15 protein-coding genes are annotated in these 19,638 nt (G+C 71.4%); 10 read left to right on the top strand and 5 right to left on the bottom strand.

All coding sequences use genetic code 11. The annotated features are described in order from the left end of the window. Positions 1–11: 11 nt before the first annotated feature. Positions 12–1,055 carry a beta-mannosidase gene (locus tag HQ603_RS10350; RefSeq protein ID WP_261773679.1) on the bottom strand — a complete coding sequence of 348 codons (1,044 nt, stop codon included), beginning with the start codon at positions 1,053–1,055 and terminating at the stop codon, positions 12–14. A 431-nt stretch (positions 1,056–1,486) separates the two neighbouring features. Here HQ603_RS10350 and HQ603_RS10345 point away from each other — a divergent pair, with 431 nt between their 5' ends. From HQ603_RS10345 to HQ603_RS10330, 4 genes are read left to right on the top strand one after another with little or no spacing between them, the layout of a single operon-like run. After that, the gene (locus tag HQ603_RS10345; protein ID WP_222684460.1) at positions 1,487–3,535 is read left to right on the top strand and encodes a hypothetical protein; all 2,049 of its coding nucleotides are present in this window, start codon (positions 1,487–1,489) and stop codon (positions 3,533–3,535) included. After that, positions 3,532–4,989, top strand: coding sequence for a hypothetical protein (locus HQ603_RS10340; protein ID WP_222684459.1), 1,458 nt, complete (start codon positions 3,532–3,534; stop codon positions 4,987–4,989). Before HQ603_RS10345 ends, HQ603_RS10340 begins: the two co-directional genes overlap by 4 nt. Beyond that, a complete protein-coding gene (locus HQ603_RS10335) occupies positions 4,986–6,467 on the top strand; it encodes a glycosyltransferase (RefSeq protein ID WP_222684458.1) in 1,482 nt (493 codons plus the stop codon). Before HQ603_RS10340 ends, HQ603_RS10335 begins: the two co-directional genes overlap by 4 nt. Before the next feature lie 2 nt (positions 6,468–6,469). Next, on the top strand, positions 6,470–8,110 hold the full coding sequence (locus HQ603_RS10330; protein WP_222684534.1) for an ArnT family glycosyltransferase: 1,641 nt from the start codon (positions 6,470–6,472) through the stop codon (positions 8,108–8,110). On the opposite strand, the gene HQ603_RS10325 is transcribed toward HQ603_RS10330, so the two are convergent. Continuing rightward, positions 8,107–9,681 carry a Rieske 2Fe-2S domain-containing protein gene (locus HQ603_RS10325; protein ID WP_222684457.1) on the bottom strand — a complete coding sequence of 525 codons (1,575 nt, stop codon included), beginning with the start codon at positions 9,679–9,681 and terminating at the stop codon, positions 8,107–8,109. The genes HQ603_RS10330 and HQ603_RS10325 overlap by 4 nt on opposite strands. 88 nt (positions 9,682–9,769) lie before the next feature. Here HQ603_RS10325 and HQ603_RS10320 point away from each other — a divergent pair, with 88 nt between their 5' ends. Both HQ603_RS10320 and HQ603_RS10315 read left to right on the top strand, forming a co-directional pair. Beyond that, on the top strand, positions 9,770–10,831 hold the full coding sequence (locus tag HQ603_RS10320; RefSeq protein ID WP_308126453.1) for a UDP-N-acetylmuramate dehydrogenase: 1,062 nt from the start codon (positions 9,770–9,772) through the stop codon (positions 10,829–10,831). A 22-nt stretch (positions 10,832–10,853) separates the two neighbouring features. After that, complete coding sequence (locus tag HQ603_RS10315; RefSeq protein WP_261773677.1) at positions 10,854–12,047, top strand: L,D-transpeptidase; 1,194 nt, start codon at positions 10,854–10,856, stop codon at positions 12,045–12,047. 6 nt (positions 12,048–12,053) lie between these two features. On the opposite strand, the gene HQ603_RS10310 is transcribed toward HQ603_RS10315, so the two are convergent. Further along, positions 12,054–12,821 carry an SDR family NAD(P)-dependent oxidoreductase gene (locus tag HQ603_RS10310; RefSeq protein ID WP_222684456.1) on the bottom strand — a complete coding sequence of 256 codons (768 nt, stop codon included), beginning with the start codon at positions 12,819–12,821 and terminating at the stop codon, positions 12,054–12,056. A gap of 20 nt (positions 12,822–12,841) precedes the next feature. Then, entirely contained in the window at positions 12,842–13,747 is a 906-nt protein-coding gene (locus HQ603_RS10305) for a TauD/TfdA dioxygenase family protein (RefSeq protein WP_222684531.1), read from the bottom strand. A gap of 305 nt (positions 13,748–14,052) precedes the next feature. Between HQ603_RS10305 and HQ603_RS10300 the strand changes: the two genes are divergently transcribed. Continuing rightward, entirely contained in the window at positions 14,053–15,363 is a 1,311-nt protein-coding gene (locus tag HQ603_RS10300) for an ROK family transcriptional regulator (RefSeq protein WP_222684455.1), read from the top strand. Position 15,364: 1 nt separating this feature from the next. On the opposite strand, the gene HQ603_RS10295 is transcribed toward HQ603_RS10300, so the two are convergent. Then, the gene (locus HQ603_RS10295; protein WP_222684454.1) at positions 15,365–16,585 is read right to left on the bottom strand and encodes an alkane 1-monooxygenase; all 1,221 of its coding nucleotides are present in this window, start codon (positions 16,583–16,585) and stop codon (positions 15,365–15,367) included. Between the two features lie 140 nt (positions 16,586–16,725). On the opposite strand from HQ603_RS10295, the gene HQ603_RS10290 reads away from it, so the two are divergent. The 3 genes from HQ603_RS10290 (at position 16,726) to HQ603_RS10280 (ending at position 19,528) form a co-directional block, all read left to right on the top strand. Continuing rightward, a complete protein-coding gene (locus HQ603_RS10290; protein WP_222684453.1) occupies positions 16,726–17,556 on the top strand; it encodes an alpha/beta fold hydrolase in 831 nt (276 codons plus the stop codon). A gap of 80 nt (positions 17,557–17,636) precedes the next feature. Then, positions 17,637–18,983, top strand: coding sequence for a D-inositol-3-phosphate glycosyltransferase (mshA, locus tag HQ603_RS10285; protein WP_222684452.1), 1,347 nt, complete (start codon positions 17,637–17,639; stop codon positions 18,981–18,983). Then, a complete protein-coding gene (locus HQ603_RS10280) occupies positions 18,980–19,528 on the top strand; it encodes a YbjN domain-containing protein (RefSeq protein ID WP_222684451.1) in 549 nt (182 codons plus the stop codon). Before mshA ends, HQ603_RS10280 begins: the two co-directional genes overlap by 4 nt. Positions 19,529–19,638: the final 110 nt, after the last annotated feature.

The following is a 19,638-nucleotide window of genomic DNA, read 5'->3' as shown; positions in this document are numbered from 1 at the left end:
CGGCGGCGCGGTCAGCCCGACCCGTGTGCGGCGATCACCGACCAGAGCGGGTCGTCGTATCCGATGTCGAAGGTGCACTCGGTCGGCCTGGGGTCGGGAACGAACGCCCACAGCAGGAATCCGGCCGAGCCGGCGTCGCGCTGACCGGTGACCTTGGCGTCGATGTCCGCGGCCCTGTCGGCCGGATCGAGGCAGGACCCCGCGGCCTGCCCGATCTCGGCCACCAGAAGGGGCTTCCCGGCCTGCGCCGCCTGCTCGAACCTTCGAGCCAGGCCGTTCCACCGATCCCCGGGCAACGCCACGCCGTCGGCGCCGTAGTCGTGATACTGCAGAACGTCGACGTAGGGGGACGCGGCGATCAGCCCGTATTCGTCTCCCTGCGTCCCGCACTGACCGCCACCGGTCAGGCCGGCGGTCACGAGCGTGCGGGCGTCCAGCGACCGCACCAGCGCACCGGTCGCGTCGGTGAACGCCCGCAGGACGGCTGCGGCGTCGGCGGGGCAGCTGCGGTCGAACCAGTCGCAGGTCGATCCGCACACCGACGTCTCGGGTTCGCCGACCGTCTCCCATGCGGCGAGGGCGGGTTCGTCCCGCCACCGCTCGACGGCGATCCGGATCCAGTCCTCGAACGAGACCACAGCCGCCGACGCCGCGACCGTGCGCCACCCGTCGACGTACCACTGGCGATCCTTGAACGCCTCGTCCTCGCAGGCGCCGTCCTGGGCGGTGAGGACCGGCACGACGAGCTGGTCGTGTGCGCGGGCCGCGTCGAAGACCGCGTCCACGGCGGCGAAGTTCAGCGTGCCGGTCGTGCGGTCGACGGCCAGCGACTGGAACGCGTCGAACCGGGTGAGGGAATGCGGCGGTAGGGACGAGAAGTACTCGTCGAGGTCCACCATGGCGCCGCAGCCGAGATTGACGGACCAGTCCGTGGCCAGCTGGTACGCGTTCACGCCCGTGGGGAACCAGGGTCGCCCGTCGAGGGTGAGCCCGGTCGCCGTGGCGTCGACTCGCGATGCGGCCGGGGCGGCTGCTGTCGTGGGCGCGTCGTGCATGCACCCGGCGACGACCAGGCCGACCGTGGCGAGCAGGGCGACGAGAATGTGACCGACCGGCCTCCGGCCTGCTGGTACCGCCCTCGTCCACGTCACGACGACTCAGTATTCCTCGACGGCGACGGCCGTGACGCCATTGTCGCGGGAATGGTCGACGACACCGAAACGGCTCGGCAAACGGTGTCGGCGACCGTTTCGGAAGGACGTTTCTTTCCGGATTCCGACGCTGGGAACGCGGGATTACCGACCGAGGTTGGTGTGACTACACAGTCCAACGAGGCCGCGGTCGTGACAAGGCACGCAGAAACGACCGTTTGCTTCTAGGATGTGCAGGCATTCGCGTCGTGCGGGGGCACCGTTCGCGGTCGTTGTCACAAGAAAGCAGAGGCGCACCGATGCGTGTGTCCGTACGTCCCCGCCGTAGCCCGGCCGTGAGTATGGCGACGGCCCTGGCGGCCGCGGTCGTGCCCCTCGCGGCGCTGACCGTCGTGCCCCCGACGGCCGCTGCCCAGGACTTCACCACGCAGGACTTCACCACGCAGGACTCCGCCGCACAGGACTCCACCGAACAGGACTCCACCGAACAGGAACCCGCCTCCGTTCCGCTCGCCTTCGGAGAGATGGGGCTCGGCGGGTCGGTGGCGCTGACGGGACAGCGCGGCCGGGCGTCGGTCACCCTGCCCGTTCCCGACGGGACCACGCCGGTCGCGCTGCGCGGCGCGCTCGAGGTGCCCGCCGGGATCGAGCGGGGCTGGTTGGACGTCACCCACGACGATCGGTTCGTCGGTCGCGTCGATCTCGGCGGGGGAGCACCGACCGTCCCGGTCGCCGTGCCCCTTACCGGTGTCCCCGTCACCGGGGAGTCGGTGACGCTGGAGCTGGCCACGACGATCGTGCCGACGACGGGCAGCTGTCTGAACTCGCGTGACTCCTCGACCGTCCGGCTGCAGGACCCCGTCGTGGACTACGCCGGCGCACCGGCGTCGCCGACGACGGTCGCCGACTTCCTCCCTCCCGTGCTGCGTACGGCGACGCTCGTCCTCCCGGACGAGCCGACGGCGGATCAGGCGACCGCCGCGCTGACGCTCGCGGCCGCGGTGGTCGACCGGTACGGCTCGCAACCCGTGCGCACCGTGGTCCGCCGCGCGAGCGACCGCGTCGGCGCGCCCTCGGACGGGCCGTTCGACCGCACCGTCGTCGTCGCCCCGGGCGCGGACGCCGGACTCCGCCTCGAACCGGCGTCGGACCCCGCCGTGCCGCCCGCCCTGGTCGTGTCCGGCGACGGGCCGGCGCTCCTCGACCAGATCGCTCTGGTCGGGGGCGAGGCCGCCGAGCTGGCCGTCGCCGATCGGGTCTCCGCGGACTCGCTGACCGTTCCCCCGGTGCTGACCGCCGACGCCATGACGCTGGGTGACATGGGGCTCGGCCCGGTGACCCAGCGCGGATCGGGTGAGGTCACGGTCACGATTCCGGTGGATCAGACCCGCCTCGGGCGTGCCGGGTCGGCCATGCGGGTCCACGTGCTCGGCACGTACACGCCGCTCTCGACGGGTGTCGCCGGCAGCATCCACGTCGCGGTGGGCGAGCGTGACCTGGACGTGCGCGCGGCGGACTCGTCGGGCGTCGTCGACACGTGGGTCGACGTCCCGGCCGACTCCGTCGAGCGGGTGACGTCGGTGGACGTCACCCTGCGCACCACGGGCAACGGCGACGCGTGCAGCACCGGCGGCGCGTTGACGCTCACGATCGACTCCGGGACGACGGTGACGACGTCGGGCGGCACGCCGGACACTCGGGGGTTCGCGTCCGTGCCGCAGTCGCTGATGCCGGCCGTGGACGTCGCCCTCGCGCAGCAGACGTTCGCGAACACGGCGCGCGCGATCACGGTGCTGACGGGTCTGCAGCGCCTGTCGGCGCGTCCCCTGATCCCCACGGTGGTGCCGTTCGACGACGTCGCTGGGTCCTCCGAACCGGCGGTGGTGGTGGCGCCCGACGGTCTGGCGGCGTTCGGTCCCGCGGCCGAGGATCTTCGACTCCCGCTGGGAACGACGGGCACGACGGTGCTGACGTTGTCGGGTGAGGACGGGGACGCGCGGGTGACCGTCGACAGCAGCGCGCCGTTCGCCTCGCTCCAGGCTCTGCGGCAGAACGATCGTTCGGTGGTGGTGGCGACGTCGACGGCGTCGACGCAGCTGGACGGCCTGCTCGCGTGGTTGACGGACGACGCACGACGGTGGGACGGCCTGCGCGGGGACGTGCTGTTCGGGACCGCGGCCCGCGAGCCGGTGTCGTTGTCGTCCGTGCGCGAGTCCGCAGCGCCGGCCGCCGTGGCGAGCGGCTCCACGGCCCCCACCGCCGTCTGGTCGGTCCTGGTGATCGGCGGGATCGCGCTGGTCGTCGGGCTGATCGCCGCGGCCCTGGTCTACGTCCGGAGCCACGGTCGACCGGACGACGCGCCGACCTCGACCGACGGGCCGTGAGCCCGGCGGTCCGCACCCTCGTCGGCCGGTGGGCGCTGCTGGTCGTCGCGGTGGTGGCGGCGTTCTGGCCGACGTGGTCACGGGTGGTGGAGGAGGCGCGCGGCGGCGCGGTGAGCGGCTACCTCGTCGTCGTCCCGGTGCTCGCCGTGGTCGCGGGTCAGGGCATCGCCCGACGACGGTCGGGTGAGCTGCCCATCCACGATCGGCAGACGGACGTCATCGTGGGCGGGCTGGCGGTCCTGGCCGCGCTGGCGGTCCAGGCGTTGTGGTTGCCGCGCTACGCGGACCAGTACGCCCTGCTGCACATCGACGTCGCCGCCGCGGGGATCTTCGCGGTCGGCGCGGCGATCCTGCTGTTCGGCCTGCGGCCCGTCGGGCGTTTCTGGCCGTTGCTGGTTCTGGTGGTCGCGCTCTCGCCCGTGCTGTACCGCACGATCGCCGTGGCGCTGGGTGGCAGCCGCTTCGCCTACGGCCTCGTGCTCGTGCTGGTCGCGGGGTCGGCCGGGGGCATCGCCGTCGGTCGGACCACGCGGCGAGGACTGGCCGGCGCCGTGGTGACGGTGTCCGTCGGCGCCGCCGTCCTGTGGGTCGTCCTGGCGGTCGATCCGACGATCCACATCGTCTGGCTGCAGGCGATCCCCACGGTGGGCGCCGCAGCCGTCACGGGCACCGTGTTCTACCTGCGTGCTCGGCGGGGCCGGTCCAAGCGCGTCCTGAGCCGGCCCGTGCAGCCTCCGTCGGCGAAGTCGGTGCGCGCAGCGGCCGCCCTCGTCGTGGTCGCCGCGGGTGTGCTGTTCGCACTGCCCCTGCCCGCCGTCGTCGGCCCGCCGACCACGCCGGGCCCGCCCGGTCGGACGGCGTCGCTCGCCGTGCCCGTCGGGTGGCGGGAGATCGAGTCCCGCTCCTATCCGTGGGTGCGGTCGTTCTTCGGTCAGGGCGCCACCCTCGTCCGGCAGGAGTGGCAGGCCGCCGTCGTCGACCCGGCGTGGGACGACAAGGGGCGTCCGCGGACCGTCGTCGTCGACACGCTCGGCACCACCAACGGCGCGAGCCTGGGTGTCTACCCCGAGCGCACGCTGTACCGCCTGTCCAGCACGCGCACCAGTCCGTCCCTCGCCGTCGATCTGGGCCGCGGCGTGACGGGCTCGCTGTACACGTCGGTCGACGACGGTCTGCTGCTCACCTGGACCAAGCTGGTCTTCGACTGGGTGCGCGACGGGATCTACCAACGCGTGACCGTCATCGCCGTCGACGACCACGAACCGACGGCGCGATTCCCCGAACCGGAACCGTCGATGGCGTCGAACATGTCGGCGCTGGTCGCGGTGTTCCTGCGCGGCAACACCGTGGTCGGCGACGATCGTCCGGACTACGACGACCGCGACCTGCTCGAGAGCGTGGGGCGGTCGCTGGTGGCCGCACAGTGGCCGCCCGTCGTCGGGGACGCCTCGTGAGCGGGACACCGCCGCGGGTGGGGACGGAGACGCCCGAGTTCCGTGCGGCCGCGCTGGCCGACGCGATCGACGGCCTGGCCCGACGCGACCCGCTCGCGTCCGCGGCGGTGGCGTTCGTCCCGTGGCAGCGCACGGTGCTGCTCGTGGTCGTCGCGGTGACGGCCGCGGCGCTGGTCCTGGCTCCGGTCGCGTCGCTCACGGTGATCACCGTCGTCTGCACGGTGGGCTACCTGGCGACGATGGCCGACCGGATCCTCCTGTTCTCGCGGGGGTTGGACGCGTCGGCGATCGTCACGGTCTCGGACGAGGACGCGCTCGCGGTGCCCGACGCCGACCTGCCCCCCTACACGATCCTGGTCCCGGCCTACGACGAGCCGGAAGTGGTCGGCGACCTCATCGCCGCCATGTCCGCGTTGCGGTATCCCGCCGACAAGCTGCAGGTGCTGCTGCTGCTCGAGGAGGACGACGACGTCACCATCGAGGCGGCACGGCGCGCCGGGCTGAGCGAGGTGGTCGAGGTGCTGCTGGTGCCGGCCGCGGACCCGCGGACCAAGCCGAAGGCGTGCAACTACGGCCTGCACTTCGCCACCGGCGACCTCGTGACGATCTACGACGCCGAGGACCAGCCGGATCCGCTGCAGCTGCGGCGAGTGGTCGTCGCGTTCTCCCGGCTGCCGTCGACGGTGGCGTGCGTGCAGGCGAAGTTGGCTTTCCACAACGGAGCCCAGAACCTGCTGACCGGGTGGTTCACGGCGGACTACGCGCTGTGGTTCGGCTATCTGCTGCCGGGACTGATGAAGAGCAGGTCGCCGATTCCGCTGGGCGGCACGTCGAACCACCTTCGCGCCGACGTCATCGCGGAGGTGGGCGCCTGGGACGGGTTCAACGTGACCGAGGACGCCGACCTGGGGGTGCGCATCGCCGCGTCCGGATACTCGACGGCGGTGCTCGACTCGACCACCCTCGAGGAGGCGAACAGCGACCCCATCAACTGGGTGCGCCAGCGTTCCCGGTGGTACAAGGGCTACCTGCAGACGTGGCTGGTGCACATGCGTCGGCCCGCCCGGACCTGGCGCGCGCTGGGCCCGGTGGGGACGTACCGGTTCACGTTGCTGCTCGCCGGCACTCCGATCACGGCGTGCATCAACATGGCGTTCTGGTCGCTGTCGGCGGCCTGGCTCCTCGGTCAGCCGTCGACGATCGCCGAGCTGTTCCCGCCGTACATCTACTACTTCTCGCTGGTGTCGATGATCGTCGGCAACGTCGCCACCGTGTACATGTACCTGGTCGCGTGCCGGGAGAGCGGCAACGCGTACCTGCTGGTCCCGAGCCTGACGATGCCGCTGTACTGGGTGATGATGAGCGTCGCAGCCCTCAAGGGATGCTGGCAGCTGCTGCGCAACCCGTCGTACTGGGAGAAGACCTTCCATGGCCTGTCGGCCCCGGTGGCCCCGACCTCGAACGGGGATCCGACGTGAGGTTGTTCGCCGCGCTGTCGGCGGCGTACCTCGCGGTGGGGGCGGTCCTGGCGGTGCGGTTCGGGTGGCTGATGGGCGACGCCCTCAGCCGCACCTACGCGGCGCAGGCCGTCCTGCACAGCCGCGATCCGCACGTCTCGGCCATCGGGTTCGTGTTCACCCCGCTCACCGCGTTGCTGCAGCTGCCGCTGGTGGCGTTCGCCGAGGTGGTCCCGGCCATCACCCGCTGGAACCTGTCGGCCGTCGTCGTCTCGGCCCTGTTCATGGCCGGTGCGGTGGTCCAGATTCGCGGCATCTGCCGCGATCGCGGACTCGGCCGGGTGCAGACCGCCGCGCTCACCGCGGTGTTCGCGATCAACCCGATGATCGTCCTCTACGCCGCCAACGGCATGAGCGAGGCGATCTTCCTGTTCTTCCTCGTCTGGACGGTGCGCCGTCTGGTGCGGTGGATCTCGACGGACGACGTGCACGATCTGCTGCTGGCCGGCATCGCACTCGCTTTCGCCTACCTGACCCGGTACGACGCCGTCGCGGCGGTCGCGGCGGCCGCCGGCCTGGTCTTCGGCGTCACCCTGCTGCGACGAGGGTGGGCGCACCGGGGGACAACGGTGCGCCGCGCCGTCCTCGACGCCGTCCTGGTCGCCGGGCCCGGCCTGATCGCGTTCCTGGTGTGGGCGGCGACGAGTTGGCTGATCACCGGCCAGGCGTTCGCCCAGTTCTCCTCCGCGTACGGCAACGCGGCGATTCTCGAGCAGTCCGGCGGACCCAGCGGCGACCCGCTGGGCAACACCGCCTACGTCCTGACCGCGGTGCTCGCCCTGGGCCCGGCGATTCCGTTGCTGGTTCCGAGCGTCGCGGGCCTGTCGTGGCGGCGCCGGGACGCCGAGTTCCTGGTGGGGCCGGCGCTGTTCGGGTCCGTCCTCGCCTTCCAGGCGATCACGTATGTCGCCGGATCGACGTTCGGGTTCCTGCGCTTCTTCGTCGCGGCGATCCCGCTGGCGACGGTGGCCTGCGCGCAGGTGCTCTCGGCCCGCGGCGCCGTCCCGACGCGACGGCCCGGGGCGTTCGCGCGCGACCGTATCGGACCCGCGTCACCCCGCGATCGCACCCGGTTCCGCCGCGTGGTCGCCGCCGGAACGGTGGCCCTGTCGGTGGCGTCGTTGCCGGTCACGACCGCGGTCCTGCTGCAGCCGTCCTTGTCGCCGCAGCAGTACGCCGTCGGGCATCTGCTCGACCGCGATCCGCCGGACGAGGCCGAGCGGATCATCGCGTCGTTCTCCACCGAACGCGCCCTCGCGGACTACCTCGACGCCCGCGACCTGCCCGACGGGTCCGTGCTCACCGACACCGTGTTCGGGTTCGCCGTGGTCGTGGCGTCGCAGCGGCCCCGGCAGTTCGTGGTGCCCTCGGACGAGGACTTCACCACGGTGCTCAACGATCCCGCCGAGGCAGGCGTGCAGTTGATGCTCACGGTCCCCAACACCGGGCGCGGCGAATCCGACGCCCTCAACCGGCGCTACCCGACGGTGTGGGAGAACGGCTCCGAGGTGGGGCGCCTCGAACTCGAGGTGCCCAACGACGGCGCCGATCAACCGACGTGGCGCGTGTACCGGGTGCTGTCGAACCAGCCCCCGCCGAACTAGTTCTGCTCGACCTTCCGCGACCGCAGCTCGTGACCCTTGGAGGTCAGGCACTTCCCCGTCTCGAGGTTCCAGTCCCAGCCGTGCAGGTTGCAGGTCAGGGTCTTGCCTCGCCCGTTGTCGCTGATCACGCCGAACTTGCCCAGATCCGCCTTGAGGTGCGGGCACCGACGCTGGATCTCCCAGCCGTCCTTGACGATGGTGGCCGAATCGTCGTGCGCCTCGGCGAACCAGCCGTCGGCGTAGGCGATGCGCTCGTCGGTGAGGCACTTGAAGAACGTGTAGAGGAACTCGTTGTAGCCGCCGACACGCTTGGCCTGGAACCGGGTGGACAGGAAGATCGAGTTGACCCAGTCCGGCTCGTCGTCGCGCACGACCGTGCGCACCAGTTCGGCGGGAATCTCGAAGGAGTAGCGGAACTTCTCGTTCTGGATGGGCTCGCGCACGATGCGCTTGGGGAAGTCGAGCACCACCCGGTCCGCACCCCGCAGATTCAGCTCCACGGGGTAGCCGATGCCGTCGCAGATCTGGTCGGTCTGGGCCATGATCGGCTCGAACAGCTCGCGCAGCGGGCCGAGCAGCGGCTCGCCCTCGGCGGGTGCCCAGGCGGCCTTTTCGGCGGCGATCACGTCGGCCTGACGCTGCGCGTAGGCCTCGATGTAGTCGGCCTTGCCGGTGGTGAAGATGGCCTCGACCTGGTCGGTGGGCAGCGGGTGGACCAGCTCGTTCAGCTCGGACCCGGTGAAGTCGGCGGTGGTGCCGGGCATCATCAGCAGGCCCTTCTCGTGTCCGTGCTTGCGCATCTGATCGAGGAAGACCATCTGGTCGGGGAAGATGTTGGCCGGGTCGTCGTAGACGTCGTTGAGGCCGCGCAGCTCGTCGTCGAGGAAGCAGGGCGGGCCGGCGGACGGGATGACCCAGGTGGCGCCGACCTGCTCGATGTACTGCCGACACCGGTCCATCTGCCGCTGCCGCTTCTGGGTGCCGAAGGCATCCTTGGCGCGCTGGGGCATGTCGTAGACCATCGGGTACCAGATGGCGCCGGAGTACTGCAGCATGTGGACGTCGACGTGGCCGAAGGCCTCGGTGATCATGTCCAGGTCCACCGGGCGCGCGTCGTTCATGTTGAACGCGACGGTCTCGCCGTCGCTCACGATGAGGCCGGAATCGCCGATGGGCCCGTCGGCGGGCGCCCGCAGCGCCACGATCATGACGTCGAGGTCACCCTTCGGCCCGGACACCGTCTGCTTCACCGAGTCGGTGGTCTCGACGAAGGTGTGGAAGCCGAGCTTCTCGAGTTCGGTCTTGAGGTCCGGCACCGGGTAGTCGGGGAGCAGGACCACGGCGTCCTTGTTCACGTGCGCCGCGAGATGCTTCGGATCGAAGTGGTCCTTGTGCAGGTGCGAGACGTAGAGGTAGTCGCAGTCGCCGAGGGTGTCCCAGTCGAGCTGCGAATTGTCCGGAAACGGGAACCACGACGTGAAGTAGGCAGGGTTCACCCACGGATCGCACAGAATGGTTCCGGCCGTTGTCGTGATGTGGAACCCGGCGTGTCCGACGCTGGTGACCTGCACGTGATCCTCCCGAAGAGCTGACGCTGAATCCCCTCCATGGTAGGCGCGACGGTGCGATGCTCCCGACCAGCCGGGTACCGTCTCACCGGTGACCAGCAGTACCGCACCCCTCGAGACGGGCCCGAGCACCGGAGACCCCGTGTGCTTCCGGGACCTCACCACCATTCGCGTCGGCGGCCCCATCGGGCACCTCGTGACCACCACCACGTCCGCCGACCTGGTGCGTGCGGTGCGGGAGGCCGACGCGGCGGGCACGCCGATGCTGCTGCTCGGCGGCGGGTCGAACCTGCTGGTCGGCGACGAGGGTTTCGACGGCACCGTCGTGCGGATCGCGACGACGGGCCTCGAGGTCGACGACACGCGGATTCGCGTCGACGCCGGGGTCGAGTGGGATCTGGTGGTCCGCACGGCCCTCGACCACGGTCTGGCCGGTCCCGAGGCACTGTCCGGCATTCCCGGCACGGCCGGCGGAACCCCGGTGCAGGACGTCGGCGCCTACGGAACGTCGACGTCGGAGTGGCTCGAGACGGTGACCGTCCTCGACCGGCAGACCGGCGAGGTCGAGGTCTGGGACAACGCACGCTGCGGCTTCGGATCGCACCGCTCGTCGGCCTTCAAGTACACCGACCGCTACGTCGTGGTGGATGTCACGTTCCGGTTCCGCCGCAGCGAGATGTCCGCGCCCGTGCGGTACGCGGCCCTCGCCGAGCGACTCGGCGTGCGGATCGGCGACAGCGTCTCCGCCAGCGAGGTCCGCGACGCCGTTCTGGCTCTGCGCACCGACCGCGGCATGGTCTGGAACGTCGCCGAGCAGGATTCCTGGAGCGTCGGATCCTTCTTCCTCAACCCCATCGTGGAGTCCGTCCCCGCCGAGGCGCTCGGATCGCCGCAGTTCACGGACCCGAAGGGCATCAAGCTGAGCGCGGCGTGGCTGATCGAGCACGCCGGGTTCCACCGGGGCTACGGCGCGGACTTCGGTCGCGGGACCGCGACGCTGTCCACCCGGCACGTCCTCGCGATCACCAATCGGGGCGACGCCACGGCCGCCGACGTCGTCGCGCTCGCCTCGCACGTGCGTGCCGGGGTGCGGGAGAAGTACGGCATCACGCTCACCCCGGAATGCCGTCTGGTCAACTGCTCGCTGGACTGAGCGTGTCGTACCCGGCGGTATCCTGGTCCGAGTGAACAGGATTCGTTTCTCGCTCGCTCTGGTGATCACGGCTCTGCTCGCCGTCGTCGCGCTGGTGGCGGGATGCACGGTGGGGGGATCGTCCGGCGGCGGACAGGCGGCGGCACCGACCACCGAGGCCGCTCCCGTCGCGCAGGTGACGTACACCCCCGGACCCGCCGCCACGGACGTCGCGCCGACGGCGCCGATCTCGGTGTCCGTCACGGACGGCACGCTGCAGGGCGTCGCCCTCACCACCGCCGACGGGCGCGCGGTGGCCGGCTCGCTCGATCCGTCGTCCACCACGTTCACCGTCGGGGAGCCCCTCGGCTACGGCGCGCGCTACACCTGGTCCGGCTCCGCCGTCGGGACCGACGGCAAGACGGTGCCGGTCGAGGGCACGGTGACCACCGTGGATCCGTCGTCGGTCACGTCCGTCGCCACCAACATCGGCGACGGTCAGACCGTCGGCGTCGCGGCGCCGATCATCCTGACGTTCGACGACGTCGTCACCGACAAGGCCGCCGTCGAGAAGGCGATCACGGTGACCACGACGCCGCCGACCGTCGGATCGTGGGCCTGGCTGCCGGACGAGCAGGGCTCGCGCCTGCACTGGCGCCCGCAGAACTACTGGGCGCCCGGCACCGCCGTGCACGTCGACGCCAAGCTGTACGGGCTGGCGTACGGCGACGGCGCCTACGGCGAGTCCGACGTCACGCTCGACTTCTCCATCGGCCGCAACCAGCGCGTCGTCGCCGACGCGACCAGCCACCGCATGCAGGTGGTCCGCGACGGCGAGACCGTCATGGACATCCCGGTGAGCTACGGCCAGGGCAACGAGGACCGCAACGTCACCCGCAGCGGCATCCACGTGGTCACCGAGAAGTACGAGGACTTCCTCATGTCCAACCCGCCGTACTACGAGAACGTGCGGGAACGCTGGGCCACCCGCATCTCCAACAACGGCGAGTTCATCCACGCGAACCCGCTGACCACCGGCGTGCAGGGCTCGTCGAACGTCACCAACGGCTGCATCAACCTCTCGACGGAGGACGCGCAGACGTACTTCCAGATGGCGATGTACGGCGACCCCGTGGAGGTCAGCGGCACGCGGATCGACCTGTCGGCGGCCGACGGCGACATCTACGATTGGGCGGTGGACTGGTCCACCTGGCAGTCGTGGAGCGCGCTGGCCTGACCGGTCTCAGGACTCCCGACGCGCGAAGCGCCCGCTCGACGCCTGGTCGCGCGGCCGCACGACGATCGTGTCGAGATCGACGTGCGACGGCCGCGACGCGACGAAGCCGATGATCTCGGCGATGTCCGCGGCGACCAGCGGGTCGATGCCCTCGTAGACCTTGGCGGCGCGCTCGGCGTCGCCGTCGAAGCGCACCAGCGAGAACTCCGTCTCGACGGCGCCCGGCGCGATCTCGGTCAGCCGTACCGGCTGCCCCAGCAATTCGCCGCGCAGAGTGCGGTGCAGCACGCCCTGGGCGTGCTTCGCGGAGGTGTAGCCGGCGCCGTTGTCGTAGGTCTCGAACGCCGCGATCGACGTGATCGAGACGATGAGCCCGTTGCCCGACTCGATCAGCTTCGGCAGCAGAGCGCGCGTCGTCCGGAGCGTGCCCAGCACGTTGGTCTCCCACATCCAGCGCCAGTCGTCGAGGTCCGCGTCGGCCACCGGCGCGAGGCCCTTGGCGCCGCCCGCGTTGTTGACCAGCACGTCGACGCGCGGCAGGACCGAGGCGAACGCGGCGACGGAATCGTCGTCGGTCACGTCCAACGCGAGGGCGGTGCCGCCGATCTCGCGCGCCAGCGTCTCGAGCCGATCGACGCGCCGGGCGCCGACGACGACGTGGTAGCCGTCCGCCGCGAGCTTGCGGGCCGTGGCCTCGCCGATGCCGGAACTGGCGCCGGTGACGACGGCGGTGGGGGTGGTCGAGTCGGGGGTGGTCGAGTCCGGTGCGGTCATGGATTCCAGCGTAGGACGGCTCAGCCGGCGAGCCGGTTCGGCCCCGGCAGGCTGCTGTAGGCCGACGCGTCGCCCGCAGCGACGCGGGAGTACTCGCCGTGCACCGACACCGGGACGTCGCCGGCGAGGGTGATGCGCTCGAGGCGGCGGTACCGGTCGTCGTAGTCCGCCACGGCGTAGTGCTGGGTGGAGCGGTTGTCCCAGATGGCGAGGTCGCCGAGCTCCCACGACCACCGCACGGTGTTCTCGAGCCGGGTGACGCGGTCCTGGAGCAGGTCGAACACGGCGTGGAATTCGTGCGAGGACAGCCCCTCGAAGGACTTGGCGAAGTGCCCGAGCACGATGGACCGCTTGCCGGTCTCGGGGTGCACGCGCACCACCGGGTGCGCGACCTCGAAGTACTCGCTGCGGAATTCCTGGCGGTACCGCGCGGCCTCGGCGGAGATCGCGTGCTCCGCGGCGGTGGCGGCGTAGTCGAAGACATTGGTGTGCACGGCCCACAGCGAGTCGGCCAGGGCCGCCAGCGCCGGCGGCAGCTGCTCGTAGGCCGCGGTGGTCGACGCCCACGTGGTGGTGCCGCCGTAGGGCGGGAGCGCGACCGGCCGCAGGATCGACGCCTTGGGGATCCGGTCGACGAAGGTCACGTCGGTGTGCCAGCTGTTCGCCTTGTCGTACGTGGAGTCGATGGCGAGGGTGCGCGTGCCGCGCGAGCGCACCGTCGGGTGGGGCGTCGTCGGCACGCCGAGGCGCTCGGCGAACGCGTACTGCACCTGCTCGGTGACGTGATGTTGGTCACGGAAGAACACGACCTCGTGCTCGAGCAGCGCGTCGTACACCGCGTCGACGACGTCGTCGGGCAGGTCGCCGGAGACGGTCACACCGTCGATACGTGCACCGATGTTCGCGCCGAGCTTCACGATCTCCATGGCGTGATGATCGGCGCGCACCGCGGGGCTGTCGACGGTTGGAATCACCTCGAGCGCAACCGCCCGTGCTGCAGGCCGCCGGTTCGGGTGCTACTTTCGGCCTCATGGCAGCCCCTCGGACCTCCGCTCCCCGGGTCACGTACGTGACCGCGGCGCTGGGCTCCCGTCTGCCCCTCGCTCGTGAACTGTGTTGTCGCGGCGGCTTCTCGGCCTGACCGCACGCCCCTCGCGTACGGATCGGCCATCGGTGGCCGGTCTCGGACCGGCCTGTCAGCCCGTCCGACTCCCGTATCGACGAGGAATACATGTCCGTTCCGACCGTGCACGCCCGTTCCACGGCGTCGCTCCGCACCCGTTCCGGCGCCGCCGTCGCCGCCCGCCCGCTGCGCCGCAGCCCGGCCCGCATCATCGCGCCCGAGATGCGCGTGTCCGACGCGCCGGCCGCCGTCGTCCTGCGATCCGTCGTCCGCCGTGGGCCGGTGGCCCGCGACGTCGTCGTCGGTGACACCGGCATCTCCACGGCCACCGTCAACCGCCACGTCACCGCCCTGATCGGGGCCGGTCTGCTCCGGGAGCGAGCGGACCTGTCCACCGCCGGTGCCGTCGGCCGCCCGCGCATCCCCGTCGAGGTCGACCACGAGGGCCAGTGCACTCTCGGCATCCACATCGGCGCCACGACCACCCGCATCGTCGCCGTCGACCTGCGCGGCGTGGTGCTCGGCGGGGTCGAGGTGCCGACGCCCACCGGCGCGGCCCCGGGCGCCCTGCGCTCGCTCGCCGACAGTGCCGCGGCGTTCGTCGGGCGGTGGCATCGTCGGCGCATCCTGCTCGTGGGCGTGGCGATCGGCGGCCGGGTGGACACACGGACCGGCACCGTCGACCACCCGCGGCTCGGCTGGACCGCGGCGCCCGTCGGCGCGGCCTTCGGCGAGCGGCTCGGCAGCGTCGTGTCCGTCGCCCCCCACGTCGAGGCCATGGCGGCGTCGGAGTTGCTGCTCGGCGGGGCGGCCGGCCCCGCCCGCAACAGCGGCACGTCCCTGTACTTCTACGCCCGCGAGACCAGCGGTCTCGCCATCAGCATCGACGGGCGGGTCCACACGCCGTCGGGCGGTCCGGGGTCGATCGCGCACCTGCCCACGGGCTCGTCGGCGGCGTGCGACTGCGGCCGCACGGGATGCCTCGACGCGACGGTCAGCGACCGCGCGGTCGTCGCCGCGGCCCACCGGGACGGCGTCCTCCCGCCGTCGGAACGGTCCATCGCCGCGGTCTACCTCGCGGCCCGCACCGGCGTGGCGGCGGCGCAGCAGCTGCTCGACGCGCGCGCCGACGCACTGGGCCGGGCGCTGGCCCTGGTGCACGACGTCCTCAACCCCGACAGCGTGCAGGTGGGCGGTCAGGCGTTCACGGCGTACCCGCCCGCGATGGAGCGGGTGGAGGCGTCGTTCGCTCGGCACAGCGCCCTGGTCACGCCGGGATCGACGACGGGGTCGACGGGCTCGATCCGGGTCACCGCTTTCGGCAAGCGCGTGCAGGACTACGCCGCCGCCGCGGTGTCGCTGGGGCCGATCTACGCCGATCCGGTGGGGACGATGCGCAAGATCGGGGCGGGCGCCTGACTCAGGCCCCGGCGGGCGGGAAGGCGCGCAGGTACTTCTCCCGCTTGCCGGGCTGGATGCTGGCCCGGGTGACGTCGCCGTCGTAGTGCGCCACCACCCGGCGGTCCATCAGCGCCCGCCACAGCGGCGGGAAGTACGCCACCAGGATCAGCGGCGCGTAGCCGGCCGGGAGCTGCGGGGACTCGGGCATGCTGCGCAGCACCTGGTAGCGGCGGGTGGGGTTGGCGTGGTGGTCGCTGTGGCGCTGCAGGTGGTAGAGGAAGATGTCCGAGACGGCGTAGTCGCTGTTCCAGCTGTGCTCCGGGGTGCACCGCTCGTAGCGGCCGTTCTCCTTGGTCCGGCGCAGCAACCCGTAGTGCTCGAGGTAGTTCACCGACTCGAGCAGCGAGATGCCGTACACCGCCTGCAGCACGAGGAACGGCAGCAGGTCGAGTCCGAAGATCGCGCACAGGGCCGCCCACAACGCCGCGCTCATGAGCCACGCGGTGAGGTTCTGATTCGACCACGAGATCGTGCGCGTGCCCTCCCGAGCGAGGCGCTCCTTCTCCAGCATCCACCCGGAGCGGAAGCCGCCGACGATCGAGCGCGGGTAGAAGCGCCACAGGGTCTCGCCGAGGCGCGACGACGCCGGATCCTCGGGCGTGGCCACCCGCACGTGGTGGCCGCGGTTGTGCTCGACGTAGAAGTGGCCGTAGAACGTCTGCGACAGGACGATGCGCGAGAGCCAACGCTCGTAGTCGACGCGCTTGTGCCCCAGCTCGTGGGCGGTGTTGATGCCGATGCCGCCGACCAGGCCGACCGTCAGGGCCAGGCCGATCTTCGACACCAGTGGCAGCCCGTCCTCGAGGCCGAGCCAGGTCAGGTTGTCCGCGGTGAGCAGGTAGCTCGAGAAGATCACCCCGAAGAACTGCATCGGGATGTAGGCGTAGACGCAGCCGCGGTACCAGAAGTCGGCCTCGAGCGACTCCACCAGATCCTCGGGCGGGTTCTCGTCGAACGGCACCACCAGGCGGTCCGCGATCGGCACGATCACGTACAGGAAGATCGGGCCGGACCACCACGCCGCCTGCGAGACGTCCGGCGCCCACCACTGCAGCCCGTAGACCAGGCCCACCGAGATGGCCGGCAGCATGGGGGCGATGAGCGCCCACGGCCAGTAGTACCGATTGAGATCGCGCCACTCGCCGGTCTTCGGTGAGATGGAACGCTGCACCTCGGTCATGGACGTCGGCCCCCCCTGCGGGTGTTCGTGTGCACGGATGGTCGTGTGCAGCAGGCGACGTTACGACGCGCCGGTCACCCGTCGACCCGCCCGGCCGGGCTTCCTGACATCCCACAATCGGCGGCCCCTAGGTTGGTGGCATGGCCATACGGGAAGCGTTCGGGCGCGACGGCACGTCGCTGGTGTATCGAGTGTCGGGGGATCCGACCGCACGGCCGCTGGTGCTGGTGCACGGGTGGGCGCAGAACTCCGCCTGCTGGGGTGACGAGCTCCTCGCCGACCTCGCCGCGCGCTACCGCGTGATCGCCGTCGACCTGCGCGGACACGGCTACTCCGGCGCCCCCGAGAGCGGATACGACGACAGCGCGCTGTGGGCCGGCGACCTGCACGCGGTCCTGCAGCAGGAGGGGGTCGTCTCCGGCGCGGTGCTGCTCGGGTGGTCCTACGGCGGACTCGTGCTGTGCGACTACCTCTCGGTCCACGGCACCGCCGCCGTCGCCGGCGTCGTGTTCGTCGGCGCCATCACCTCGATCGGCCGCGGCAAGCCGGGCGGCACGGTCGGGTCGGCCATGCGGGCCGCCATCCCCGGCGTCATGAGCGAGGACGCCCGCGTGGCCATCCGCGCCCTCGGCAGCTTCGGCACCGCCCTGACCGGTCCCGACGCGAGCGGCGTCGCCACCCAGGCCCTGTTCGGCACCTCGCTCGCCACCCGTCCGCGGGTCCGGTCCGCCGTGTTCGCGCGCGAGGTCGACCACGACGCCACCCTGCGCGCCCTCGACGTGCCGACGCTGGTGCTGCACGGCACGGCGGACACCGTCGTCGACGTCGCCGCGGGTCGACACACCGCGTCGCTCGTTCCAGACGCCACGACGTCGTGGTGGGAGGGCACCGACCACGGACCGTTCGTCGCGGACCCGGCCCGGTTCCTCGCCGAGACGACGGTGTTCACCGACGCGCTCGGCCGTCCCTAGGGAGCGTCGGCCGGGGAACGTCGGCGGGCCCCGCCCGAACCCGAGGCGCCCACCGGAACCGGACAGGGCACACTGGAACGGTGGTCCGCCGACGCAGTCCCGACCGGGTAGCCGTGCTGTCGCTGCACACGTCTCCCCTGGCGCAGCCGGGAACCGGGGACGCGGGCGGCATGAACGTCTACGTCCTGGCCACCGCGAAGGCGATGGCCGCGCGGGGCGTGGAGGTGGAGATCTTCACGCGGGCGACGTCGTCCCGCGACGAGCCGGTGGTCGAGGCGGCCGACGGCGTCCTGGTCCGCACCATCGCGGCGGGACCGTTCGAGGGCCTGGACAAGAACGACCTGCCGACGCAGCTGTGCGCGTTCGCCGCGGGCGTCCTGCGCGAGGAGGCGCGGCACGATCCGGGGTACTACGACATGATCCACTCCCACTACTGGCTGTCCGGTCAGGTGGGGTGGCTGGCGCGCGACCGCTGGCGAGTTCCGTTGGTGCACACCGCCCACACGCTCGCCGCGGTGAAGAACCGCTCGGTCGCGGCCGGGGACCGTCCCGAACCCGCGGCGCGCGAGATCGGCGAGCGGCAGGTGGTCGCCGAGGCGGATCGCCTGACCGCCAACACCGCCGACGAGAAGCAGGCACTGGTCGACGCCTACGGCGCGAGCGAGGACACCGTCGACATCGTCGCTCCCGGAGCCGATCTCACGATGTTCTCGCCCGGCGACCGCGGCTCCGCCCGCGCGAGCCTCGGGCTGGCGCAGGACGAGACCGTCGTGACGTTCGTCGGTCGCATCCAACCGCTCAAGGCGCCCGACGTCCTGGTCGCCGCCGCGGCCGTGCTCGCCGGCCGCGATCCGGGACGGCCGCTGCGCGTGCTCGTCGTCGGGGGACCGTCGGGAACCGGTCTGGAGCGGCCCGATTCGCTGATCGACCTCACCCGGTCCCTCGGCATCGCGCACCGCGTGACCTTCCTGCCGCCGCAGCCGCCCGAGCGTCTCGCCGACGTCTATCGCGCGTCGGATCTGGTTGCGGTGCCCAGCTATTCGGAGTCGTTCGGGCTCGTCGCGATCGAGGCGCAGGCGTGCGGAGTGCCCGTCGTCGCCGCGGACGTGGGCGGCCTGGGCACGGCCGTGCGGTCGGGGGAGACCGGGGTGCTGGTCGACGGACACGACCCCGAGCGGTGGGCGGACGCGCTGGACTCGGTCCTGCGCGACGACGATCTGCGGGGGCGGATGGCGTCGAATGCCTCACGGCACGCACGGAACTTCTCGTGGGACCACACCGCGGACGGGCTGCTCGAGACGTACGAGCGCGCGGCGTGGCGGTTCGGCCGCACCGGCGGCGTGGACCGGCCGACCGGAGAGTTCTCCCCCCGCCGCCCGCGCGGGTTGTGGAGGATGCGGCGAACGGGATCGGTGGGAGCGCGATGAGCGAGGACACGAGCGACCGGACCAACGGTATCGAGCGGACGGCGGCGCTGATCGCCGAGGTGCTCGCGGACCGCGAGTTGGAGCACAGCCGCGCGTCGTCGGGAGAGTTCGTCGTCGAGCTGCCCGGTGAGCGCAAGCTGAAGACGACGACGCTGCTGACCGTCGGCAATCACGGGGTGCGGATCGAGGCGTTCGTCTGCCGCAAGCCCGACGAGAACTTCGAGGGCGTGTACCGCTACCTGCTGCGGCGCAACCGGCGGCTGTACGGCGTGCACTACACGATCGACAAGATCGGCGACATCTACCTGGTGGGCCGCCTGTCCACGCACGCCGTGACGGGCGAGGAGATCGACCGCGTCCTCGGCCAGGTGCTCGAGGCCGCCGACGGCGACTTCAACGTCCTGCTCGAGCTCGGGTTCGCCGCGTCGATTCGCCGCGAATGGGAGTGGCGCGTCTCGCGGGGCGAGTCGCTGCGCAACCTCGAGGCGTTCCGTCACCTGGTGGAGCCGCCGGAATCGACCGGGGGCTGGCCGAGTCCGCGCTGACCGCGCACGGATCGCCGTCCGAATCGGACATGGCTCGGCTACTCTGCGGACGTGACACCAGTCACCGACACGGGTGCAATCCCGAGTTGGTGTGACCGGAGTACACAGTA

The sequence above is a fragment of the Rhodococcoides corynebacterioides genome (assembly GCF_019834675.1).
Taxonomy (GTDB): domain Bacteria; phylum Actinomycetota; class Actinomycetes; order Mycobacteriales; family Mycobacteriaceae; genus Rhodococcoides; species Rhodococcoides corynebacterioides_A.
The sequence above is the reverse complement of the archived record's forward strand: the minus strand, read 5'-3'. Positions and strand labels throughout refer to the sequence as shown.